Origin of the sequence: Saliphagus infecundisoli (genome assembly GCF_020177375.1) — an archaeon.
Classification (GTDB): domain Archaea; phylum Halobacteriota; class Halobacteria; order Halobacteriales; family Natrialbaceae; genus Saliphagus; species Saliphagus infecundisoli.
In genome coordinates this window covers 16,444-41,644 of sequence record NZ_JAIWHV010000021.1, presented here as the reverse complement: position 1 = coordinate 41,644, position 25,201 = coordinate 16,444, and the positions used below count along the sequence as shown (strand labels likewise).

Genomic DNA, 25,201 nt, shown 5'->3' with positions numbered 1-25,201 from the left:
CTCACGGGCTACCCAGCCGCCCGCTCAGACCCCGGAACCTGCGGACACTGCGATGGCTGCATCGGCTGCCTCGACCAGTAAACTCAAGTAATCGGTTCCTATCTTTCTCGTATATGGTTACGACCCCGGAAAATCGGGATCCAGAGTTATCGCTGACAGGAGACTGGGAGTTCGCTACGGACGAGAGCGGCGACGTGGATCGCCTCGATCCAGCGGGAGATTGGGACGATGCTCGGATGGTGTCGATTCCCCACTCCTGGCAGGAGGAAGACGACCTGCGCGAGTACACCGGGACCGCTTGGTACCGACAGGTGTTCTCCATCGACGGCGTCGACGAAAACGAGCGGCTGTTGCTCACCTTTGGCGCGGTTGACTTCGAAGCGACTGTGTGGATCAATGGCAAGCGCGTCGGCGAACACTGCGGTGGCTACCTCCCCTTCACGCTCGATGCCACAGACGCGGTCGAGGCCGGCGGGAACACCGTCGTCCTCCGGGTCCACGACCCAGAGGATCTCTCCGAGATCCCGCATGGCAAGCAGGGTACGCCGTGGTACACCCGCGTCAGCGGTCCGTGGCAGCGCGTCGACCTCTTTACCGTTCCCGAGACACGGGTCGACGATGTCCGCGTCAAGCCCGACTTGTCCGACGACACCGCGACCGTCGACCTGACCATCGTCGGCGGCGCACCCGTCCCAGAAGCGCGCATCGAGATTGAACGCGAGGGCTCCACCGTCGCCTCCTCTGCTGTCACGGTCGAGGATGGCGCGGCCTCAGTCACGTTTTCAATCCCTGACGCAGAGTACTGGCGGCCCGACTCCCCGGCCCTGTACGACCTGACGATCAAACTGGATGGCGGGGAGACGGTCGACACCTACGAGGACTACTTCGGTATGCGCAGTGTCTCGTTCGAGGATGGCGAACTCTTTCTCAACGGTGAGCTGTTCACGATGCGGGGAGCACTCGATCAGGCGTTCTACCCGGACACATACTACCGACCGGCCGAATTGGAAACCTTCGAGCAGGAGATCGAGGCTGCGAAGGAACTCGGGTTCAACCTCCTACGCAAGCACATCAAACCTGCCCATCCCAAATTCGTTGAGCTGGCCGACCGTATGGGGATGCTCGTCTGGGAGGAACCCGCCAACCCTATCCGCTACACTGACCGCTCGAAAGAACTCGTACGCGAACAACTCCGCGGGATGATCGACCGCGACTTCAACAACCCCAGCGTGATCATCTGGTCGCTTTACAACGAAGAATGGGGCGTCGGCGGTCACGAGGACGACGAGTTTCTGTGGACTGATGAGGAGAAACAGGACTATATCGAGTCGCTGTATCACGAGACAAAGGACTACGATCCGACGCGGCTAGTCTGTGACAACTCGGGATGGGCGCACGTCGCGACAGACCTCAACGACTACCACGAGTACTTCGTCGTGCCCGACCGCGTCGATCCGTGGCGCGACCGACTGGGTGAGATCGTTGAGAACCCCGCGGGCAACTATGGCGATGTCCGAACCGATCCCGAAGAGGCACCGCTGCTCGTCTCCGAGTTCGGGACGTGGGGACTCCCGGACGTGCCGAAACTCCTTGAGGCCTCAGATGGTGAGCCCCACTGGTTTGAGCACGACTTCCTCGAGGGCATGAAACGGCCAGGTGATGTCCAGGCGAAGTTTGACGCCAGCCACTTGGCCGACGTGTTCGACTCGTTCGAAGCGCTCGGAGACGCCTGGCAGCGCCGGGAGTTCCAGAGCATCGAGACAATCATCGCTGACATGCGTGCCCACAAAGGGGTCAGCGGCTACGTGATCACCGAGCTCACCGACATCGAGTGGGAGTTCAACGGGATCCTCGACTACGAACGCCAGGAGAAGGCCATCTACGACGACTTCTCACGGATCAACGCCCCTGTTATGCTCCACCTCGAACCATCGACGCCCGTCGCCTGGAACGGAAACCGTATTACGGCGGATCTGCTCCTCGTCAATGACCGGACTGAGGCGGTCGACGTGACGGTGACCGTCGACGCTAGCGTCCCCAGCAGCGACACCAAGCGGACGTACGAGCTCTCGGTCGACGCTCACGACGCGATCCGTGTCGCGGACGTGCTGGCCTTCGACGCACCGGTGACGAACGACCTCCGGCAGTTCGAACTCACCGCAGAGGCCCCGGATCTCGATCAGCGCGTCGCGCGTTCGGTGACTGTCGGCCCGAGCGCCGAACCGGCTGACACCCCTGCCGTGTACGCGGAATCCGGCCGGCTCGCCTCCGCCCTCGCCGAACGGGGTTACGAGGTCGCTAACACGGCGACGGATGCAGATGTTTCGCTTGTCACCGACGAGTCCGTGGCCAACGGCCCCACGCTTGTCGTTCCGGACGCAGACGGCCGGGTGCCCGTGGACAGCGGCGGCTCGTTCCAGTATCGCGGACTCGACGAGGGCGACAGCTGGAACCTCTGTGCGTCGTTGCTCTACCAAGACCTCCTGCCGGAGATCAGTAGCGTTCCTGGCTGGGCGTTTGAGGAACTCTATCCGTACGGCTACGTCACCGATACCGGACCCGACGACGACGTGTCTATCGGCTACACGGAAGGTTGGCTCGAGAACGGCGGCGCGGTCGTAATGACGCGGGAGGATCGCACCATCTGCACGCTCAGGGTCACCGACAGGTACGGGAGTCACCCTGTTGCGACGGCGATCGTCGACCGCCTAGTCGCCGAATTAGCCGAGTAACTATAAACGCGGCTCGGTGATGACCACGGCGTCGCGTCAGTCGACGACTACCGAGCAAGAAGAGAGATGCAACGACCGGCCGCTGCCGATCAGTTTTCGTTATAGCTCAGCTTTGGACGTTGGATTCTCATATATGAGGGGTCGAAAAGGGACGAGAAACCGGCGTTTTCACACGTATTCGGAAAGTTAGCCGAATCTTATTCCTTTTACTGGAGCCGCACTGACTTGAAAACTAGCTCGTTCTTTACACTGAAGATCGACTCACTGGCTCGCCGAATATTTGAAATCACCAGAATACCGCTTCTCGTGCCCGTTTTTGCGATACACATGTAACCTCTAATTGAAAAAGCTGAGCTACGGAAGACTCTTCTGGCATAGGCACCACGAACTCTATCGCCTCGGTTCTTCAATCTGTAATCTGAAGGGTGTCACCCCGGCTGTCTGCAGTCGTGCGATCGGGGCACGGGAAAGGGCCAGCAACACGATTCGGGGCAGGAAAGCCCGGGCGATTCGCTATTGACTCGATTCGTAGAGGTCGCGGACAGTCGCATCATCGAGCGACGACTGGTAAACGCGGACCTCGTCGATCGTCCCATTCCAGAAGTCGACGGCATTCCCGTCGACCGTTGCGCGCCCGACGAGCAAGTTGCCGCTGCTGGCCGTCGGCTCGCGGTCGATAGCAGCGACCCGTTCGCCATCAACGTAGAGCTTTGCCCTGCCCTCGTAAGTGTCGTGGACGGCGGCGAGGTGGTACCACTGCCCGGCTTCGACGGTGGGGCCGCCGAATGCGCGGCCGCCGAAAAAGCTGAAGCTGAACTTCCCTTCGGCGCCGAGGTATTGGAGGAAGAAGGCGGTGCCATCGCCCATCACCTGGCTCACGGCCGTCTGAAATCCGCTGGCATCATCGAGTTTGACCCACGCCGCAACGCTGTAGTCCCAGGTGGTATCCAGGACGTTCGTATTCGCGTCGACGTAATCGCCGTTCCCATCGAAGGCGAGCGCCGAACCGGCTTTCCCGCTCATCCACTGCGGATCACCGACGAGCGTGCCGTCGTTTCCGCCGGCGACATCGGTAGCGGTGTCGCCGCTGCCGTTGTCAAACGGCCACGACCCCACGAGGCGAGGCTCACCGGCCACAACCTCGATCTCGACCGTCTCGGTGACCGTGAACACCTCGTTTTCGTACTCGAAGGACACCTCGACGGCGAACTCGTAGATGTCGGGGTCGACCGAGTCTTCATCTACGGTGATCATCCAGTGGACCGTCTCGGACGACCCTTCGGGGATCGCGTCGAACGTCGTCGCGGTCTTGGCCTCGCTCGAGAAGCCACTCGGCAGGACGCCTACGCTGAACTCGACGTTCCGGGCCGCAAACGAACCTGCTTCCTCGCGCTCGGGATTCGTGAGCATCCCGAATAATTCGAAGCCTTCGTCGGCGCTGATCGATGCCGGGGCGTCGACGGAGGGATACGGACGCTGGTCGATTTGCTTCGAGGCGTCGATCAGCGCCTGATTCGCCTCCCTGATCCGGGAGACTGCGTCGTCAGAGACGAGGTCCGGTTTGAATACCTCGCGGTCGTAGGTAACAACTCCCTGATAGTGATACTCGGTGTCGGTCGTTTGGAGATTGATCGCGCCGCTGAAGCCATCTTCCATCATGTACTGCCAATTGTTCTCGGCGCGGGTGATCAGGTTGTCGACGAGGACCGCAGGCGTGTTCCCGCTCGGGCTCCCGTCGTCCCATTGGTGGCCGTCGATGGGTGTCCAGCCAGCCGAGGACTCGCCGACAACAGACATCTGCGTGTCAGTCGGTTCCGGCAGGGGCGTCACCTGGCCATAGTTGTGGTTGTCGAGCATGTCGCCTTTGACTTCGCCATCGACGAACATCGTATCGATGCCGCTCAGGCTGTTGATCAGGCGTTCACTGTCCAAGTTCCGGACGAAGTCCGTCGTCGAACGGATTCGGTCGTAGTTCGTCTTGCCGTGGCCCCAACCCTCGTTGACGGGAATCCAGACAGCGAGCGACGGGTGGTTGTCGTTCTGCGCAATCATGTCCCGAAGCTCCGATCGGAACGACTCTTGGGCGTCCTCGTTCCTGGCGGGCTGGCCCAGGGGCTGGTTCGGCACGTCCTGCCAGACGAGCAGTCCCAGTTTGTCAGCCCAGTAGTACCACCGCTTCGAAGGGATCTTGATGTGTTTACGGTAGGCGTTGAAGCCAAGGTCCTTCGCGAGCTCGAGGTCGTATTTGCGGGCATTGTCTGTTGGGGGCGTGTAGAGGCCGTCGGGCCAGTAACCCTGGTCGTAGATACCGTTGTGGAAGACGAACTTGCCGTTTAGCGTAGGACGGACCACTCCACGTATCGACTGCTTGCCGATTGAGCGCATACCGAAGTAGCTTTCGACTACGTCGACGGCCTGGCCGCGCCCGCTAGGACTACTTGCTCCTCGGTTTACCTTCTCGTCGTCCCTAACGTTATTTCGGCCATTGGCGTTACCCCGACTATTGTCTTCCTTTTGCCTGCTCGCACTGTCGTAAAGCTCTACTTCGAGGTCGTAGAGGAATGGATCGTCGGGCGACCACAGATGAGGATCCGGAACTGGGAGCGAAAGTTCCTCGTTCGCCCGACCGGTGATGCTACTGACTTTCTCGTCGCCGTCGAAAGCGGTGGCCTTGACAGTTGCCCTCTCGGGAGCGTCGACGGTAAGCTCTAGCTGTTCTTCCTCAATATTCGGCGTCAGATCCAGACCTTCGATGCTAGCATCAGGGACCGGTTCGAGCCAGACCGTGTCCCAAATGCCCGATGAGGGGGTGAAGAAGATGTCGCGGTCCTGTTCGACCTCCTGCTTCCCGACCGGCTGCGTGCCGGTATCAGTCGGGTCGTAAACCCCGACGACGAGTTCTTGCTTGCCTTCGTCGGTGAGGTAGTCGGTGACGTCAATAGCGAAGCTGTCGTAGCCGCCACGGTGGATGGTCACTTCCTCACCGTTGACATACACCGTCGCCTCCCAGTCGACACGCTCGAAGTGTAACAAGAGCCGTTGTGAATTGGGATTGTTCTCAATCCCCTGCCCCGGATGGGCCGTCGGTACGAGCCAATCGTGAGGAATGGAGAATGTGGTTCGATACCACATTCGGTCCTCATGGCGCTGGACTCCCGAGAGCGACGATTCGGGAGGGAAAGGTACGAGAATGTTCTCGTTAAGTTCCTGACCGGTAGGTGCTGACTCACCTTCACTTGCGCTCGAAAACTCCCAGACGCCGTTGAGATTTCGCCATTCCTCACGGACGAGCTGAGGCCGTGGATACTCGTCGTGCACGGTAGCCGGCGAAACTTCGTTATACCAGGGCGTCGCCATATCGAATGGGACATCCACTGGTTCCCACTCCGAGGCGTCCAATTGTGTCGATTTTGTAGTCGTTTTACTTTTCCCTTCGCTCGCTTGTGCACCGGTGATGGCGGTGCTCGTCGCACCTATGATTCCGACACTTGTCAGAAATGTCCGTCGATCAACCGATAGGCCAGATTTGTCCACGGATCCGTCGTCTGTGGCCATCGTTTGCTGGCCTACCGAGTTGGCCGGGAGTTCGGATTGCGAGTCTAGCGCTTTTCGGGCAGTGGCGCGGGAATCCTTTGCAGCTTTACGTTGCTCGTTCTGCTCGCTTTCTTCGTGCATGCTTATGATTGGGTGTGTAGTCGTTTACTGTCCCCCTGCATTTCGTCGCGGACCGGTCCAGCCGATCGCTACGTCCTCGTCAATCGTGGCTAGTGTTGACAGTAACCTTTGCAAGGAAATAACCAACACGTAAAAACCTATCGATTTTAATTATAGTTCTAATATGATGATATATTGTTATTTTTATAGAAAGATAGGCCGTCTACGGCTAACGACAGAACCGGTCTACAACGCTATCGGTACCAGCGCCAGGGGTTGGACACATATCTGGAGAATCATCTCGCCAGAATGAACCTCATCATGACTAAGGCTACGGGGGCCCTATGAATCTGAGCAAGTCTCGGAAGCCTCTTGGTGAAGTGCTTCGTGATCACCTGGAACAGATCAATTTTGCCACGATCTACCACTTCGGTAGAAACTTCCTCACGGAACCACTAAACTCAGTTTTGAACGTTGGATATATTATATGTATTCGGAAGACGTCGGATCTGTTCCTCCTCTGATAGAGTCAGAATCTATGCAAAAGCGGGATGGACCTTTCGAGCGAAGACCAACCCACTGGACCGCTGAATTCTCAAAATTATCCGAAGATCGTTTTTCGTAGCCGTTTTTCTTTATATAAATTTGTCCCTCTAATATTAAGCAAGCTAGTAATATGTTTCGATAACCGAAATAGTTATTGTGATTTGGATGAGAGTCAAAGTATGTCAGACGGATCGACAACGATCAACGCGGTCGAGACGTCCTTTCAAATTATTGATGTTCTCGCCGACCACGGCCCATTACGAGTAACGGAATTGGCTGAGGAGACAGGCGTCCCGAAGGGGACAGTCCACAAGCACCTGGCGACGCTTCGGGGAGTAGGCTACGTGGTCAAGGAAGAAAAGGTTTACCGGCTAAGTCTTCAATATCTTCGAGTTGGGAAACGGATTCAAAAGCGATCTAAATTATTTCGTTTAGCGAAACCAATTGTTGATGAACTAGCCAAAACAACACGAGCAACGACAAACTTGATGATCGTCGAGGAAGAACGTGGAGTTTACCTCTATCGAAATGATGGTATGTCAGTTGAAAGCGATCCCCTCCCTGCTGTCGGCGGTCGGGTCCCTCTTCATGCAACGGCCGGCGGAAAGGCGATCCTCTCACAGTCGTTAGAGTTGACCGAAAAGCTAATTGAAGATCATGGTCTTCAACAATTCACGGAAAAAACGATCATCGACAAACAGGAACTCAGGAACGAGCTACGCTCAATTCGAGATCAGGGGGTGGCTTTCGAAAGGGGTGAACACGATCCCGCTGTCCAATGCGTCGGGGCGCCGATCGTGGTTGATGACGAACCAGTCGGTGCAGTCAGCATCTCAGGAAATATCGACCGCATGATCGGGAAGAAACTCGAAGAAGACCTCACGGGGCTTGTCGTCAGCACAGTAAGCGAGATTGAGATCGCTCTCCTCCGGCAATAGCAAACCGTTTCCCGGTCCGAAACGTATAAGGGTATTACATTCGTATGGTTGTGATTCAATTACCATTAGTTAGGCGTCACACGCTGTTGTAGAAGCCGCGATCGAGGTAGACAGCCTTGACACGGTGTAGTCACCTATGGAAACGCTGCTGGCTAAACAAACCACAACTGTCAATAAAATGGATCGCTCGTATTGATGTCTGCCGCCCCCACAGCTGACAGGCAGTCGATTTCTTGTGGAGTGCGGCACTGCTAGATACCCTGTTGCACGTTCAAAATCAAATCGCCAGACGGAACGATCGGGCCTGAATCCGGACTCCATCAGTAGAGTTGGTGAAACGATGGAACGATTTTTGATAGAAATGGCTGAATCGGCCGGTAGATCAGCCTGATTGGTCGAGCTTCTTTCAGAAAAAACAGCCGCCTGAGAGCGATGCCTCTCAGGCGGCGACACCTGTTTTTTGGACAGATGGCGCGACCGTCAGATGAGCCGACTCGGTGACCGTATCAACCCTGGTTTGTTCTGCCGTTGTGCAGTGAGAGACGCTGCAACCAGCGCTACTGCCGAGAGAACGACGTGAGTCTCAACGTTGTTCTTCTTGCGTGCGCGGACGCGATCAAGGCCGGTAAAGGACTTCAGACGCGAGAATACGCGCTCGACACCTGCCCGCAGGTGTCGATGCATCCGTTCTTTGATTGCCTGAAAAATGTACGTCTCCTCGACGTTTCCGACGGAAACACCGTACTCCGAGAGTTGCTTCTGTGGCAGCCGCTCCAGAGCGTCGTAGGGACTGTCGATCTCCTCGCCGTGTTCCTTGAACAGTTCCTTGATTTCGTCCTTGATCGTTGCTAACGGCGACGATCGGCGAGGATTGATCGCCGTCAGCAACGGACAATCGAGCTGATCCTGACAGAAGTCGCGGTTATCCTGACTGTCAAAGCCGGCATCGGCGAGGGCTGCCTGGAGATCGTCAGTGTCGTACCGCTCGTTGAACTCCTCAACGAGCGGTTCGAACGCCGCACTGTCGTTCCTCTTGCCGGTCTCCATCGTGATGGCGACCGGCAGCTCCGTTGCCGCATCCACCACGAGAAACACCTTGTACCCGTAGAACGATCCTTCGTGTTTCCCCCAGCTCGCACCTTCAACTTCGCCATTTTCGATCTCATCACGCGTATTCGCCCACGCCGCGATGTGCGTTCCATCGATCACGACGAACTCACCGCCATGTTCGTGATCGGCAAGCAACTCGCCGCACATCGACTGGAGGCAGTCTCGGAGTTCATCGGGATGAAGTTCATCGAAGGCCCGCCAGAGCGACGTCCCATCCGGGACGTCCTCTGGCTCGGTGTAGTCGAGAGCCTCTCGAAATGAGTGATTGCGCTGAAGACGGCGTTCGAGGGCGTCGAAGGAGTCGCCCTCGAACTGCCGCAGGACGAGTGCGGCAGCTCGTTCGGGAGAGATTGACTGAAGTTCCGAGACAGCGACCGAGAGGAAGGTTGCAACGAGTTCGTCACGGTAGAGGTAGCCGTCGTCAGCAGGATCGTCGGGAGTGACATCGGCTGGCTGGTCGGTTTCACGCTGAGCCAGCTGGTCGTCCCTGCGGGACGGCCAGCTGTGGGTGTAGACGGTGGTGTCTAGCCATTCCGTGGCGTGTACTTCCTGTTGGTCAGCGAGCTTCTGGAGTGGGCGGTAGGAGCGACGACCGAGAAGGTCGTTTGCTTCGGATGCGGTCAGCCCGGATGGACGGCGGAACGCGAGGTGTTTGAGCGTCGGCTTGGCGTCTTCCTTGCGGTGGAAGACGGCGACGCCGTCATCCACCTCGGGCCGCCAGAACCCGTCGTGAGTGGATCGGTGGCCGACGATGTGCTTGCTGGCGACGTACTCGTTGTTGTGGTTCAAGGAAGTGTAGAAGGGGGCTTGGGAGGCGATGTTAGTGATGTACCACGCCGGCACGTCGGTGCCGGCGCGGAGATCGTCCTTGGAGGCGACCTCGCCGTGGGTTTGGAGGTATCCACGAACGGTGATCTTATGCGAATAGGCGGTGTTGTCGCAGGCGTCGGAGGTGCTGGTACTCATAGCACTACTCCGACTTCTAGTCTAGTGAAAGTGACTATTCCTGCAATTAGTGACTGCTGTACGATATTTCCGAGCTGATTTCGAAACCATGCAACGGGCTAAAGAAAGGCGATACCCAAGAGAGGCAGAAGAAATTCCATGTCTCCTGCTTGTGCTGCTGTTAAGACCGTCACAAAGGGGTTTTCCAAAGTGAAGTGAAGGAGAATGAACGTTACCCCTACAGCAAACGTTGCTGGAAGAATCGGTAGAGGCGGAGTTCTTGACATTTCATTGGGGTTCTCTATCATATCTCATATCTGTTAGACATTACTACTTAACATTACCCGTTGTTTTCCAACCAACTCTATTGAATTCAACAGTGCCATCGAGTGTGGGTGAGGAGGCTACCACTCTCCAGGCAGGGCAGGCCGAGTGCCTCGGGTCAAGCTCGGGGGGTCCATAATTATGGTGAGCCGTGAAATTTGCTGGTCAAATATCGGCACTAGCAGGGCGTCAGATCCAGGGTTCAAGCCAGCGGCGGAGTTCATACGCGCTCGCAAGCGGAACCGGAAGGACCAGCAGCCCACCGAGGAAAACGACAGCAACGTCGACGTTTGAGATCGTGGCCCACCCAATGATCGCGACGGGCAGCGTCACGATCAGATTCCACACGCCAGGCCGGATCGAATAGCCGTGTTGATACCGGTCCCAGCTTGGCGCCCGCGCGAAAAACCGGCCCATGTAGAGCACGCTCGCCAGCAGACACCCCAGCATCACCATCCCGATCAGAAACGTCACGAGTGTCCCTACCTCAAGCGGGCCAACCAGGACCTGTGGAATCCAAACCGTCTCAGGAGCCTGTGAACTGTCCGTAATGGCATCTGAAAGATTCACATTCCAACCCCACGTTGTGAATGCAAACAGGAACACGAAAACTGGCGTGAACTTCATACCAAGTCCCGCCCCACGAAGCAGCCGCTTGTGCGTACGGATCGCCTCGAGACAGACTCCCAGAAACACACAGATGGGGGTCAAAAACAGGCTGAAAATGACTAGCCCGACGATCGCGGAGAACATCCACCCGAGTCCACCGAACGGTGCGCCAGTCAGATAGCCGATGAGGACCAGAGTGAACCCGGCGAGGTTTGCGATCACCATCGGGTAGACGGGAGCAGTCATCCCAGGATTGAAGCTCGGCTTCGAACGGGGCTCTCGAGGTTCGAACGAGAATGGCCCAAGCCATCCATAGCCAGCGTGGCTGAGGACGACTGCGGCCACCACTACGGCAAGTCCCTGAGAAAGAGAAAGCGAACCCAGGGTTCGATCAAGCCAGATGAGGACTGGGACGGCGAAGCATGCCGCGATCAGGAGCCGAATCGACGTCGGTGCGAGGAGCCACCGACGTGGTTCGCCGATGACCGCACGGAAACTCGGAGGCGAGAAGAAGTGTCGGAACGGCGCGAATCGCTTGGCTGGGTGGCTGAGCCACTGGTCGATAGTGTAGTATACTTCCCAAAAAGTGGCAAACACAGCTCCGATGTACGACTGACGACTGTCATTGGTCTCTGTCCGTGATTCGGTTTGGTCGCTGTCATCATCCGCATCCTCGTCAGCCGTTCGTGAGCCTGTGCGTGAGCGCGTTCGGGTTCGTGACTGGCGGCGCTCCTTTCGGTGGTTTCGGTTCTGATTCGTCCGATGATTTCGGTTCTGGTTCGTGCGGTGGTTTCGATTCTGGTTCGTCCGATGATTTCGATTCTGGTTCGTGCGGTGTGGGTCTGCTTCGGTCTCTGTCTTCTCGCTCCGAGTGGACGTGTCTTGGTCGCGAGTACGGCGGCGATCGTATCGTGATCGTTTCTTTGAATCGGTGAGGACGGCTTTGGCCTCATTGATCAACTGTGTCATCTCTTGGGCGTTCTCAGCATCGCTCAGATCCGGGTGGTGTTTCTTGATTTTCTCCCGATATGCTGCAATAATAGCGTCGTCGGTAGCGTCCTGGGTGACACCGAGGATCTCGTAGTAGTTTGCGTCGGGATCAGGGTCGGGATCGGTGCTGGACATTGGCCGGGGTGGGTGTTGGGGAGCTGTTGCTTATCGGAGGACGGGGAGGGTTTGGCGGAGTTTGGATATTTCGTGTTGTGTCAGTGTCATTGTCGGTTGGATTTCGATCTCGGTGCCAATGTTGTGGTCGATATCTTCGGCGCTGGCGTGGAGAATCCCGTTTTCGTCGAGTTGGAACTCTACTTCAATATTCGGCTCCCCCCTCGGACGGGGTGGGATCGGTCCAATTTTGAACTCGTCAATCTGTTCGTTCTCGTCCAGCGTGGGACTATTCCCCTGATAGACCGGAAACCTGACGTACTCTTGATTGTCATCCAACGTTGAGAATCTGTCCGTGGCGCGTGCTGGAATCGGTGAGTTTCGGTTGATTAGCACGCTGTAATAGTATTCTCTCGTTTCCAAATCTATTGTTCTGACGCCGAGTGATTGTGGCGTGACGTCGGCAAGAACAATATCGTTCGTGTTGGCAGAGGTCGTTTCGAGTGTTCTGTTGGGTTGGTTCTTTTCCAGAGAGGGGGTCTGTCCACCGCTTCTGTCATCGGCTGGCACGGGAAGGGCGGTTTCGTGGATGATCGCCGCCTGGGCTGCTGCGCCGAGGGCAACTGCTTCGTCAGGATTCACCCGTTTCGAGGGTGGGTGATTAAAGAACGCTTCAACGTAGTTCTGGATTTGAGGCATTCGGGTTGCGCCACCGACGAGCAGCACCGTGTCTATCGCTGCTGGTGTATAGCCTGCATCCTCGAGGAGTTCCGCACAGCACTCAATCGTGGTCTCGACGAGGTGATCCGTCATCGCTTCGAACTCATCGCGTGCCAGCTCGTATTCGACGTTGTGTGTCTCTCCATCGATCTCGAGGAACGGGATGGAGATGGTCGTCCGTTCTCGCGCGGAGAGGTCGTGCTTGGCCTGCTGGGCAGCGTCGAACAGTCGTTCGAGTGCGATCGGGTTGGCCTCGGCGTCGAACGCGATCGAGAGTTCGCGTTCGATCCGCTCGATGAGCCAGTCGACAATCGTGTCGTCCCAGTCATCACCGCCGAGTTGGGTCTCACCGTTGGTCGCGACGACCTCGAAAACGCCACCGCCGACGCTGACGAGCGAACTATCGAACGTGCCGCCACCGAGATCGTACACGAGGACGGTCTCGCCCTCACCGCCTTGAAGTCCGAAAGCGAGACAGGCAGCGGTGGGTTCGTTGATGATCCGATCGACAGTCAAGCCTGCAATCTCCCCCGCGTGTTTGGTTGCCTGCCGCTGATCGTCGTTAAAATACGCCGGAACAGTGATCACCGCGTTCGTAATCGACTGCTCGAGATGGTGTTCAGCGTCTTGTTTTAGTTTCTTGAGGATGAGTGCGGAGACTTCTTCGGGCGTGAGTTCTTCCGTGGTGTTCGTCAGGGTATTGTCGAAGACAACGACCTCATCGCTTCCCATCAGCCGTTTGACCGAGAAGACAGTTCGTCCTGGATATTGGACGGCCTGGTTTACAGCTGGAGTGCCAACACGCGCTTCAACGCCGTCATAACTCACGACAGAGGGTGTAGTCCGCTCACCGCTGCCGTTTTCGAGGATTGTGAGATCGCCTGTGCCCGCCTCAGCAAGGGCAATTGCGCTGTTGGTTGTTCCCAGATCAATCCCGATTGCAGGTGTATCACTCATGAGTTTAGTGGTGAGGGGGGTGTCAGCTGGTCGTGTCCTTTGGGTCGACGGGGGCGATGTATTGGTTCTTCCAGGAGTCCTCTCCAGATCTCCATTGCCAGTAATAATACTTATAGCCAGGTTTCGTTTCCTTAATCGTAATATAGGCTCGACTAGCAGTGACGTCGTCGTAGTCGGCCGGATCGGTCGAAATTCCGCGTGCTTCGAGTTTGGCCTGTTCGTCGTCGCTGATTGAGTCCTGTTCTTGAGCGTCGGTGAGTTCTTGTTCGCGTTCACGCTTCCACCGGGCGAGTTCACGAGCGTACGCACTCACTTCTTCGAGGCGAGTGGGTGACTGCCGTTCGAGAGGCTCGAGGAGAGTTTTTGGGAGATCAGGCGATTCGGGTTTGTCTTCGGCCATCGTCCTTGGCGTTACCCCACGAGATCTAGATTATTAATCGTTGTGGGGTAACCATCTCAGTACTCATCTCAACGTTCTCTCACTCCAACCGAACACTTATGTAGAGAAATATAAGATAGGCCAATATGAATCGATGGCGGCTGCTCACCGTCTCAAGTGCGCCGCTGGCCGGTTTGGAAGTGGCAGGATGCCTTGACTCGGGAACCGAGCAGATCGTCTTCGATGAGACACGACTCGTGGAGGGAGAGATTGAATGAGTCAGTACGACTCCCAGATCAACTCTCGCTATGACGATCCAGAGACGTACTCGGGGAAGAATCCGCCGGACTGGGAGGCACGCCGCAAGACAGTGTATCGACGAGACGACTGGACGTGCCAGAACTGTGGGCGACAGAGCGGACCCCACGCTGGTGACGACGGCGAACGCTTGCACGCTCACCACATCCAGGCGTACGCCAACGGCGGGTCGAATCACCTGTCGAACCTCGAGACGCTGTGCGAGCCCTGTCACCAGAACAGCCACGAGCACAATATCTTCCAGGACGGCTGGGTCGGCGACGGGCCGATAGTGTATCGGATTGGGGCAGTGCGAGCGAGCCTACGAGGGATTCTCGCCGCGCTCATCATGTCGGTCTGGGTTGGTCTGTTTGGTCGCTTGCTCGCCTATGGAACGGGAGTTCACATCGGTTCACTCGAGACCGAGGCGGTCTGGATCGGCATCCCGACAGTGGTCGTGTTAGTAGTCGTTCTTTCGAAACCGCTATTCATCACCACGGTCCTCGGACTGGGTGCGACAGGGATATCAGCAATCGTCTTGCAGGGTGTTGGGGTGAGTCCTGCACTGCTGTCAACGGCGCTGTTAGTGTGGCCTCCCGTTCTAATCGGGGTGTGGGCACTGTGGCGAGGTCATCTCCGATGATGATGGCCACGAGTCACAATATTGGGGGAAAATTTATCACCAATAGATATCTAGTATCATAGAACAGGTAAAGCGAGCCAATGGCACTCACAACGTATATTCCAGGGATGGAAGCTGGCCGGACACTGCGAAATACGGTCGTGTTCGTACTGTACGTCGTCTGCTTCCCACTGGTACCAGCGGTTCTCGCGTTCGCCGTGTTCTCGAACTACAACAGAGTGGCAGATCGGCTCGCACGGCGCGACACGCCCGGCTTCTCCCCCGGCGGAGGGGTGATGCCGGCAGCAGTGACGTTTTTCGCCCTCACAGTGGTGGTCCTGCTGGTCATAAGCCTCGGTGTCGCGCCGTTCGTGGTGCTCGGGGATGCGGGTGGCTCTGACAGTCCAGCCGAGAATGATACCGAGGGTGACGCCGACAAACTATCAGTTGACCAAGAGGCGAATGAGACGGACGCTCTCAATGATGGGGGGTTTGGTGGGGACTCGTTCCTTGGTGATAGTGAGGGAGGTTCGGGAGAGGAACTTTCAGAGGACGAAAAGGCCGCTAATACGCTTGCAGTATTTGAGGATATGCTGAGAGAGAAAGGGTATGAAGTGACAAATGGAGCAATATCTGATGGTGTTATGCATATTGAGTATATTTCTTATGCAGAAGAGCGTGAATCCCTGTCCGAAGAGATTGTCGATATCACAGTTGAATACGTTATGTTTGATAACATTCTCCAAAACGAATTTGCCGAGGAATACGATGGGAAAATGAAAGAAAAGACGGACGGTCTTCGCGTTACGATCTCAGATTATGAAGGAGAAGAGCAAGGATCTTATTCAGTTGATGGAGAGTGGGCTCGAAATTATTATTCGGGTGACATTTCCAATGAGGAGTTTCAGGATAAGATCGAGGGGACCATGCAAATCACCAACAATTTTGAGGAAGACAATAACGACAACAACAGCAGTAACTAACGATGGACGGAGGACACTTGACAGATCCAGAAACCACAACGCGCCGTAATTGGATCTTGGGAGTTGGGTCCCTCACAATCTTGAGTGGAACGGTGGGATGCCTCGGACTTGGAGATGACGATGAGGAGGCTGGGGAGCCGGAGAACGAGACAGACGGCAATGGGTCAGAAAACACATCGACCCAACCAGATGGTGAAAGAAAGGAAATCACCGACACCGAGTCACCAGACGACAACCAAAGCAACGATACTGGATCGGACGACGATGAGGGAAGTGAATCTGACGATAATGACGACTCGATACTCGAGGAAGAACCCAACGACGACGAATCGGATGACGATGATGAGAACGACTCCGAGGGCGATCAAGCAGATTTAGACAACGAACCGGACGACAATGAGACAGATACCGAGGAGGAGAACGATACAGCTGAGGAGTCCCAGGAAAATCTGGACAACGACAGCACCGACAACAGCAGCACCGAGTCAAGTGACGACGAGAACGATTCCGAAAGCAATCAAAACGAGTCTGAGGAAGAGAGGGAGTTTGAGCAGATCATCATCGAGGCGTTGTCCTATCAAGTTGACTACCCTGCTGATTGGGAGATGGTCGAGACGGACGAGAGTATCCCGGTTATAATCGCTAACTCCAACGAAACTGCATGGCTCTGGATTGACATCAGGGAAACCTCTCTCGATCTTGAGGGGGATGTCACCAACTACCGACAGAATTTCGAGCCCAACCCAGGTTTTGAAATCCATGAAGACGAGCCGATGACACTCACGAGCGGTGAGGACGGCCATCGGTTCGTCATCGAGGTGACTGAGAGCCCAGAGAATCCACTATTCGCTCACGAACTCTTGGTAAATGAGCATGGAAACGAGTACTTGACTTCCGTTCAGGTTTCGCGACCAGAATACGACGAGGAGTACGCTGAGTTGGCAGAAGAAATCCTTGCGTCAGTTACTCTTCGCTAACACATGAAGACCGTCTTTCCAGAAAGGATGTCAGTCTGAGTTGACGATAACGTTTTGAAGATTATCGGTGCCCACGCCACCAACGAGGCGACGAAGGCCAGCCTCCCAGCCGACAGTGTTGATCTCGATATCGTGGACCTCGAGGGAGTTTGTGTACGGCGAGACGTAGATCGCATCCGTGTTTTCGTGGAGCGTAATTGTTGAGTTCTCGACGACGGCTGGGCCGGCCGGTGCCGATCCGCCTTCGCCGCGCGTCCCGAAGCCGTACGTCCCTCCAGCCCCGCCGCCCTCGGCATACGAGATCTCGACTTCACAGTTGCGCACGAGTTGCGGACCATCCTGAAGTAGGATTCCACGCGGGTTGATGTAGACACCCTCCGGCTTCTCATCGATGAGGACGTGGCAGTTCTCGATCACGGAGCCTGGATACGGCCCGTTGAGGGCTTCCTCTTTGTTGTCGGTTCCATCCAGCCATTCGACGGGTTCCCAATCATCGCCTCCATTGTTCCGGATTTGGGACCCACCGCCGTTCCAGACGGTACACCCCGAGACGATCTTTCGGCCGGTGCCCCCTCGAGGATAGACCGTGTTATCGGGCCAGGGGCCACAGACCATGTTGCGGATCACGGTCGTCCCCTGTTGATCGGGATGGCCCGTAAACCCCGTCGAGCCCCAGCTTTGCCCGAAATCGGGATGCTCAGGTCCCTCATCGAATCGGCGCTCTTCTCGCGTGTTGATCGTATCGATGTAGTGGAGCCCGCCCCCGCGCATATCGACCGAGTCAACGAGAGCCACCGAGTCGGGCGTGGCGCTCGCGACGCGCAAATTGGCGAACGACCCAAGCGAATGAGTCCCCTGAAAGACGATATTCCGGATCTCAGCCTGTCCATCGATGAACGCATTGAGGCCCTGCATTCCTGCGTTCTTATGCCATCCCCAGTCGAAAATGAGGCCGCCGAAGACGAGATCGCCATGTGGGCTCGTTGGGGTCCCGATACGGAACATCATCGTAGAGCCGGTATACTCGCCCCGATCGACAGTGTGTCTATTGATTGCTTTGACCTCACCATGCCGGATAGTCGCGTTCTGGCCGATTAACCCAACGTTCGAGGTCCTCGTCCGTCGGAACGGCCGATTCATCTTGTATTCGCCTTCCGGGAGTACGATCAGCCGGTCGTTATCCCAGGCTTGTCTGAGAGGGGCATCGATCGGCTGTTCGCCCGATGGGTCCGCACCGAAATCGCCAACGAGATTCACAACTTCGGAAAACTGCTGTGCATAGTCCTCGGGAGAGATTACAGGTGAGACGTCTCCGCCCTCCATTGTGCTATACCGTTGTCTTCGCTGTTGCATTTGGTCGCCACAGCCTGCGAGGATTGCTGCCCCTGTGGTAGCCCCGATTCCGGCTAAGACTTTTCGACGAGCCAGTGTGGAGGGTTTCACACAGTGTCTCCTCTTAGTTTGAAGAGGCTCTACTGCTAGATTCTTTATACTTATTTATGATTTCTTATAAAACAGCGCAAAACTAATAGCTAATAGTTGAACTGCTAAAAGTAAAAGATAGTATATAATTAATCATAGGGTCTGACTATAGATATATTTTAATAATTTATAGTGTGTATTAAATTAGTAAAATGGACTGAAATTACCCTAAATTATTTATACAATTGGCTAGAGTGGCTCTTGCATGGGACCGGATGACAATTGCCATGGGAGATTAACCCAGGCAACGAAACGTGTCCTGGTTGGCCAGAGTGTCGCAATAGCTCAGATCACAGTATTCGTCGCAGCGGCGGTGCTCTTGATCCAGCCAGTCATTGCCCAGTCAGCGCTCGAGGAAGCTAGTACTGTTGCTTGTTCGGGCGCGCTCGGACAGGCCATATTCCTCTTCTTTGGGTTGCTGACGTTGGTCCTCATCCTGATCGGGTTGGCTCAAATTGCGATCGGCTTCTTGGGAACTGGCCGTGGCAGTGGTCGCCGAGGCGAGCGCAACACGGTTGTCAATGGCGTAATTACGCTCGTCGGGGGCTTATTCCTCGGATCTGCAGGCGCAGTGCTTGATTATGTCGGTGTTAACCTCGACAGCTGCCTCGAGGGTGGCGAGATACTGGTTACCATGCCATTCGTGTTCTGATTCCCAGGCATGGGATCCCAACTACCAATCGATACACGGTGGATACTGATCGCGGTTTTGGGTCTCGGACTGCTGAGTATCCCATTACTTGGTGGTGTGAGTGTCGCCGAGGCTCAAGAGAACGAGAGTAATGAATCGGAGGATGATGGATTCGGTGCGGAGCCCGATGGCAGCTCGAACATCTCAATCGACTATGGTGGCGGGGATTCTGAAGACGTGGTGGTCGAAGACACTGGTGAGGAAGAAAATAGCTCGAATGAGAATGCATCTGAGGTGGATGATGGCGGGAGTGGCTTTTCCCCGATAGAGGATGCCAAAAATGCTCGAAACGCGGTCCTGGATCGGGGAAGAGATGTTGCCGAAGAACATGTTCCGGGGGCTGAAAGACTCGGTAACATTTACGACACGGCGAAAGCCGCAGAGGAAACAATAACGGGCGGAGCCGATGCAGTACATTCGCCAGGCGAGTGGGCTCACTCTGTGGCGGTGTATTTCACCACGGCAGCACTCAACGAGTTGATTGCGCTTATCAACGCGTTGCACGCGTATGCTATCCAAGTTCCCGCACCTGGTGAGGCGACGGATCCCTCGACTTGGACCGAACCTGAGAGTGGGTTCTGGCAGACCGTTTATTCCGTGATGTCGTGGCCGCTTGTCCTCGGTATCATGTGGCTCATCACGCAGTTCGGCATTTCGTTTTCTTATGATAGCGCCGAAAAGAGACGGCGATCGTGGAAGCGGGTCGGGTTTGCAGGGCTGATGATATTTGGGACGTTCGTGTTCTTCCCCGGTTTACTGCATTTATTTGCCGAATTAGCTCAAGAAATCTATCCCGATGGTGAGCAGTTCATCAGCGTCGACGGCGCGGTTCGATTCGGGCTTGGCGTGATTGTATTGGCTGTCTTAGTATTCTTCAAGGGGATCATCGTCATCGCAGCCTTAGTCGCGATCATCGCAATGAACTTTCTGACGTATGTCGTGGGGCTGTTTTGGCCTTTGATGTGGGCTGCATGGGCGTCTCACGGTCAAGCTCGTGCTTACGGCAGCTTTGGGTTGTTCATCTTTGGGGGTCTTCTGGCTCTCTCGATCATCCAGTCGATCATCTTACGATTCCTCATATTCCTCCCGCTGGGCGAATCGGTCGCGGGAACTGCCGGCTCGATCGTGTTAATCGCGTTCGGGGTCGGTTTCGCACTCGCATATCTTCCGTGGAAGTTCCTTCAGAAGGCCCAGCTCGCCGCATCGATCAAGATGGGAAGGGAACCAACGGAAAAAGCGTTGGATCGAACAGTCCACCGGGCGCCGGGAGAAGTCAAACGCATCGCCTCGGACTTCTATGATCGCGGGTCTGGCGAACAAACGACCCTCGATCAATATTCTACTGGTAGCGGGTGGACCAGTGGGATCCGCGATCGGTTTGGCAGGAGTAGTGGGGGATCCAGCACGGATAGTGGTGGCTCTGGCGACGGTGGGTCACCCACGTCTACCACGGGTGACGGCGGGGGCTCGTCGTCACGTAGTGGGTCCTCTGACGGGAGCACCGGGCAGTCAGTCGAGACGAGCAACACGAACCAGAACAGTGTCGACCCGATTGATGCCGATTATGAGCACCAAACGTTCGACGAAATGGAGAAGGAACGCATCGATCGGATACTGAACTCCTAACCACCCAACCCAATGTCAACCCAATCAACGGTAAGCGGCTCAGAGGAAACGAATCGAGATCCAGCACAGTTGGCGCTTCCGTACGTCGACTCGTCAATCAAAATCCAGGGATACGCCCTCAAACATCTTCTCTACGGCGCACCCGGGGGATTCGTCTTCTTTTTCGGGATTTTCAGCTCGCCATTCATGAGTGGATCCGGGCTGTTCTGGACGACGGCGGCAATCGGGGTTCCGTTGGCAGTGATCGGGATCCTGATCTCGGCGACGACGGATTATGAAACAACGACCGGGCTCGACCGTGCCCGTGCGGGCCTTCGATCAGTTGTCCTTCGCTGGCAGTATCCACAAGATCACGTTGAGTCATCGGTTGAGCCGATCCACGGTGTCAAGCGCATCTTCTCGAATGGGTTTGCTGAGATGGAGGATGGCCGGTATGTCGCGATTGTGCGCGTAGATGGTCGGCATACTGAACGGCAGTCCTCGTCAGCGGCGAACGAGATGGTCAAAGACCTCACGCTCGCTATCCGCCGCGAGATGGATGGCCCGTTCGATTTCTTCATGACGACGTTTGACACCGACGTTGACGAGATTACGGACAAGTACCGTGAGCAATACCATAGTGACCGGTTCGGTGGTGACGAGTGGGTCATCGCCCGAGAGTTGTTGAGAGATTACGTCCAATTCGAGAAGGAGGAGGCCGAAGGATGGGATGCTCGCGATCTTCGTTCGTATATTGTTGTCGAGGTCGACCCCTTTGATCTCGATGACCGATTCCAGGAGGATGATGGCTCACTGTTTTCGCTCAGGAGTGGTGGGTCCTCGAATGTTCGCCAGCGCAAGCAGATGCGGCGTCGATTGCGGGATCGGGTCGCCTCGGCGAAGGCCGTCGCGGGCTCGGTGAGCGGCTGTTCGGGAGAGCTGATTGACCCTGCTGAACACGCGGTCCTCCTGGCGAAATACTGGGCCGGAGTCGAACACCGGGAGTTCAGCGACGAATCAGCGTCGCAGACAGCGAACCTTTCGGTGTGGCCTGATATCAAATCGGCCGAATCGGGTGCTCACGAGCACGAGCAGGCGAAGAAGGAGAGTCACCGACCGGGAGCGGTCGACGCACATCTCGATGAGCAGGCTCGAACCAACGTGGAGGCAACCACCGCAGGTGAAGACCTCGGCGAAGAGGCCGATGGGCAACTATCGCTCGATGCGGTTGCAGGCATCGATGAGGTTGAAGTCGCGGGCGATGGCGGAGCGACCGGGGTAGAGCCGACGGACAGCGTTGTCACTCAACTGCTCCAATCACCCGCTGAAGCTGGACCTGCCGAGGATGTGATCGACGACTCGGAGACAGCATCAGAGACGACCACGCTTGCTCGGATTCGAGAAGGGTTGTTCCATCCGGTGGGCAACTCGGAGACGGACGGTGATCGTGGTGTAGACTCTTCGCCCTTGCAGGACGCCCTTTCTCCGCGGACTGTCGACGTCCACGACGATTATGTCGAGGTCGGCGATCAGTACGCACGGACGTACTGGCTGACTGGGTGGCGCAAACGCCCGCCGTCAAATATCTTCAAAGCGTTGCAGACGCTCGGTGGGGTTGATTTCGATTTCCGCATCCGCGCACGCCCGGTCGACAAGGCTGACGCGATCGAGCGACTCAAACCACGGATTCAGGATATTGATGCGGATATCAGTGATCGGCAGGAGGTCGACGATATCGAGTCGTCGGTGATGACCGAGGACGTCCACTACTACCAGGCGATGTATCGGCTTCTCAAGCAGACGACAGTCCGACCGTTCGAGCTCAACGGCTATCTCACTGTCCGGGCCGGATCGAAGCGGGCGCTCGATCTGGCCGAAGAACAGATCGAACAGGGGTACGAATCACCGGAGACGCTCACCCTCGATGTCGCGAAACGCCGCGCACTTGAGGAGGCTGAAGAGCCAGTGTTGAACGCGGTCGAGGACACCCCTGCGGAACTGTCCGCGATATCGTCGTCGAGAGCCGACGAACTGTTTAAATCGGGCGCTCCGGGTGCTCGCGACCAGTACAATGAACTCTCGTGGAAGGACCACACGACGATGGTGTGTGATGGGGCGCTCGGTGCCCTGTTCCCATTTGCCCGGTCGAACATCCAAGACGAAGATGGCGTGGAGTACGGCCGCTCGGAACATCACGGACAGAAGATCGTCGCGAGCCAGTTCGAACGAGGCGGGGCTGGGCATAAGCTCACGTTAGCGGACTCGGGATCGGGGAAGACATACCATGCAGGCAAGCAGGCCCTGCGCTGGTGGCTTGGTGAGGAGGATCGGACGGTCGTGTTGCTCGATACGATGGGCGACTTTTACCAGCACACGGAGGCAGTCAACGGCAACCGAATCATCGTCGACGGGAATACGACCATCAACCCGCTGTTGATCCAGGAAACGCCCGAGACGGTAATGACGACCAAAGACGTCGATCCGTTCGGGATGGCCCGCGATTCGGCCGTGAGCTGGGTCCTCTCGATCATCAAGGCGCAGGGCGGTGACCCGGATGATTTCAAACATCTCGTCAGCGAGATCGTCACAGAAACCTACCGCGAGGCGGGAATCTACCCTGGTCAGCCGGAGACCCACGGCCGGGAGAGTCCGACGATGGACGACTTTATCGAGCAGACGACGGCAATGCTCGAGAACCCCACTGAGTACACCCTTTCGGGCCATAATATCGAAGGGGAGGAGGTCAAACAGGAGGTGCGGCAGTTCCTCCGCAAGCTGGTCGGTTTCAAGAAGCACGGGCGCTACCAGCACTTGATCGGGGAGAGCGAGGTGACCCTCGAGGAGGGCGAAGTCAACTACCTGGACCTGCAGCAGATCGAGGCGCTAGGTACGGCAGACAAGTCGACGATGCTCCAACTCCTGTTGCGCAACGTCTACGAGATGGTCAAGCGCGCGCCCGAAGAGACGATTTTCGTCATCGACGAGGCGCACTATCTCTTGCACAGCGAGGAGATGTTGCCCTGGCTCCAGCAGGCCGCACGCCACTGGCGGCACTACGACGCGGGGCTGTGGTTCCTCTCGCACCGTGCAGACGAATTCATTAGCGGGAACGATGACGAAGCGGGCCACAAAGACGCAATTCGAGGGCAGTGTACGACCACCGAGTTCTTCCGGTTAAAGGACCTCGATCGGTCGGTCGCTGACGCGTTCGGGCTAAACGAGAGCCAGTATAATTTCGTCACCAGCGAGGCAGTGACGGGAGAGGCCGACGTTGGGTATACGACTGGCATCGTCGGATTCAGCGATGAACAAGAATGGTATACGTTTCGTGTGTCCTCTGGGAGTTTCGAGGACGCGTTGTTGAGTTACGACGCGGAGACGCACGGCGCGTTCCACCACTACATGGGTGCTCACGTGAGCGACACCGAAGCCTTCGATCGGGCTTTCGGAATCTCTGACTCTGACACGAACAGCGATGAGCAGGTGACAGACGACAGCGAGGGGGCTGTTAGTAAGTCAGCCGACGCCCGAGCCGACGAGAGCGAAGACGAGGAGAGCACTGAGGCGGGGGGCGACGAACACGATACCACGGACACGAGCGACGGGCCAGGTCCACTTGAGTCTGCTCTCGCGGCAATTCACGAGGAGGATCAGTCGGCGGTTGGCGAGACTACTGACAGTACCGCCGGCACTGCAGACACACTCTCCGCAGGTGATGACTCGATCGGGACGACGACCACAGAGACAGATGGTGAGGACGAGTTAGCAAAGGAAACAGAAGAGCGTGAGACGCCGACAGAAGACAAAACTGGAGACGAAAACGGGAATGAACAGGAGGAACGCAGCACCGAGAACACTGACGGAGAACCAGACGTCGAGACACTCGAGGATGAGAGTGAAGACGCTCCTACCGAACGAGAAAACGCGCACGAACCGTCCAGCAACGAGAAAGCGGGTGACAGAACAGAAGACGATCGCCAAGAGGTCACGACGATCACGGGTATCGGGGAGTCCTACAGCGGTCAGCTCCGTGAGGCGGGGATCGAAACAGTAGAGGATCTTGCCGCAGTCGATCTCAATTCTCTCGAGAAGGAGGTACTCATCTCCTCGACGCTTTTAGAGAAATGGATCGGTACTGCTCGGACCGAGTTCACCACCAGCAGTGACACTGCTGCTGATGGGGCGCCAGGCAGGCCAGACAGTGGTGGATCAGCCCCTGGAGACGTGGAGGTGAGTCTCGATGATGACGATTAGGACAGCAGTTCCTCGAGCGCGACTGGTCTGTGGGACCCGTGTTCACCCGTCTGCAAGTTCATGAGGTGAGATTTGAATGACCAATCCAATAGACAACAATCCAACGGACGACCAAGCGGACGACGATCGAGCGAGTGCGTCTGCCCACGACGGGACGGACGACACTCCGAATCTCGAGTGGATCGTTGCAGAAGACGACCGAGTAGCTGACGTTGCCGACCTCGACGTTCGGTGGGCTGGCACGCCGCTGGCTCGGAGCGGTCTTCGTGCGT

The 25,201-nt window shown here is 56.6% G+C and carries 15 protein-coding genes; 9 read left to right on the top strand and 6 right to left on the bottom strand.

The window, feature by feature from the left end; genetic code table 11:
- Nucleotides 1–113: 113 nt before the first annotated feature.
- Complete coding sequence (locus LCF40_RS17495) at nucleotides 114–2,732, top strand: glycoside hydrolase family 2 protein (protein WP_224829486.1); 2,619 nt, start codon at nucleotides 114–116, stop codon at nucleotides 2,730–2,732.
- A gap of 513 nt (nucleotides 2,733–3,245) precedes the next feature.
- On the opposite strand, the gene LCF40_RS17490 is transcribed toward LCF40_RS17495, so the two are convergent.
- Nucleotides 3,246–6,287 carry a LamG-like jellyroll fold domain-containing protein gene (locus tag LCF40_RS17490; protein WP_224829485.1) on the bottom strand — a complete coding sequence of 1,014 codons (3,042 nt, stop codon included), beginning with the start codon at nucleotides 6,285–6,287 and terminating at the stop codon, nucleotides 3,246–3,248.
- 824 nt (nucleotides 6,288–7,111) lie between these two features.
- On the opposite strand from LCF40_RS17490, the gene LCF40_RS17485 reads away from it, so the two are divergent.
- Nucleotides 7,112–7,870 (top strand): IclR family transcriptional regulator, encoded by a 759-nt coding sequence (locus LCF40_RS17485; protein ID WP_224829484.1) that lies wholly within the window; start codon nucleotides 7,112–7,114, stop codon nucleotides 7,868–7,870.
- A 480-nt stretch (nucleotides 7,871–8,350) separates the two neighbouring features.
- Here the strand turns inward: LCF40_RS17485 and LCF40_RS17480 are convergent, their stop codons facing one another.
- The 4 genes from LCF40_RS17480 to LCF40_RS17465 form a co-directional block, all read right to left on the bottom strand.
- Nucleotides 8,351–9,688, bottom strand: a complete 1,338-nt coding sequence (locus LCF40_RS17480; protein ID WP_224829483.1) for a transposase — start codon at nucleotides 9,686–9,688, stop codon at nucleotides 8,351–8,353.
- A 750-nt stretch (nucleotides 9,689–10,438) separates the two neighbouring features.
- Nucleotides 10,439–11,983 (bottom strand): DnaJ domain-containing protein, encoded by a 1,545-nt coding sequence (locus tag LCF40_RS17475; protein WP_224829482.1) that lies wholly within the window; start codon nucleotides 11,981–11,983, stop codon nucleotides 10,439–10,441.
- 30 nt (nucleotides 11,984–12,013) lie between these two features.
- Complete coding sequence (locus LCF40_RS17470) at nucleotides 12,014–13,639, bottom strand: Hsp70 family protein (protein WP_224829481.1); 1,626 nt, start codon at nucleotides 13,637–13,639, stop codon at nucleotides 12,014–12,016.
- Between the two features lie 22 nt (nucleotides 13,640–13,661).
- Nucleotides 13,662–14,039, bottom strand: a complete 378-nt coding sequence (locus LCF40_RS17465; RefSeq protein ID WP_224829480.1) for a hypothetical protein — start codon at nucleotides 14,037–14,039, stop codon at nucleotides 13,662–13,664.
- Between the two features lie 125 nt (nucleotides 14,040–14,164).
- Between LCF40_RS17465 and LCF40_RS23300 the strand changes: the two genes are divergently transcribed.
- The 4 genes from LCF40_RS23300 (at nucleotide 14,165) to LCF40_RS17450 (ending at nucleotide 16,897) form a co-directional block, all read left to right on the top strand.
- Complete coding sequence (locus LCF40_RS23300) at nucleotides 14,165–14,296, top strand: hypothetical protein (RefSeq protein WP_263623711.1); 132 nt, start codon at nucleotides 14,165–14,167, stop codon at nucleotides 14,294–14,296.
- Entirely contained in the window at nucleotides 14,293–14,958 is a 666-nt protein-coding gene (locus LCF40_RS17460) for an HNH endonuclease (protein WP_224829479.1), read from the top strand. Before LCF40_RS23300 ends, LCF40_RS17460 begins: the two co-directional genes overlap by 4 nt.
- Before the next feature lie 80 nt (nucleotides 14,959–15,038).
- Nucleotides 15,039–15,920, top strand: a complete 882-nt coding sequence (locus tag LCF40_RS17455; RefSeq protein WP_224829478.1) for a DUF8159 domain-containing protein — start codon at nucleotides 15,039–15,041, stop codon at nucleotides 15,918–15,920.
- 17 nt (nucleotides 15,921–15,937) lie between these two features.
- Nucleotides 15,938–16,897, top strand: coding sequence for a DNA polymerase V family protein (locus tag LCF40_RS17450; protein ID WP_224829477.1), 960 nt, complete (start codon nucleotides 15,938–15,940; stop codon nucleotides 16,895–16,897).
- A 30-nt stretch (nucleotides 16,898–16,927) separates the two neighbouring features.
- Here LCF40_RS17450 and LCF40_RS17445 read toward each other — a convergent pair whose 3' ends face one another.
- Nucleotides 16,928–17,905, bottom strand: coding sequence for a hypothetical protein (locus tag LCF40_RS17445; protein WP_224829476.1), 978 nt, complete (start codon nucleotides 17,903–17,905; stop codon nucleotides 16,928–16,930).
- A gap of 679 nt (nucleotides 17,906–18,584) precedes the next feature.
- On the opposite strand from LCF40_RS17445, the gene LCF40_RS17440 reads away from it, so the two are divergent.
- The 3 genes from LCF40_RS17440 to LCF40_RS17430 all read left to right on the top strand — a co-directional run bounded on the left by LCF40_RS17440 (nucleotide 18,585) and on the right by LCF40_RS17430 (nucleotide 24,929).
- Nucleotides 18,585–19,031 carry a hypothetical protein gene (locus LCF40_RS17440; RefSeq protein WP_224829475.1) on the top strand — a complete coding sequence of 149 codons (447 nt, stop codon included), beginning with the start codon at nucleotides 18,585–18,587 and terminating at the stop codon, nucleotides 19,029–19,031.
- Between the two features lie 96 nt (nucleotides 19,032–19,127).
- Entirely contained in the window at nucleotides 19,128–20,696 is a 1,569-nt protein-coding gene (locus tag LCF40_RS17435; RefSeq protein WP_224829474.1) for a TrbL/VirB6 family protein, read from the top strand.
- A 12-nt stretch (nucleotides 20,697–20,708) separates the two neighbouring features.
- The gene (locus LCF40_RS17430) at nucleotides 20,709–24,929 is read left to right on the top strand and encodes a TraC-like domain-containing protein (RefSeq protein WP_486669426.1); all 4,221 of its coding nucleotides are present in this window, start codon (nucleotides 20,709–20,711) and stop codon (nucleotides 24,927–24,929) included.
- Nucleotides 24,930–25,201 lie beyond the last annotated feature (272 nt).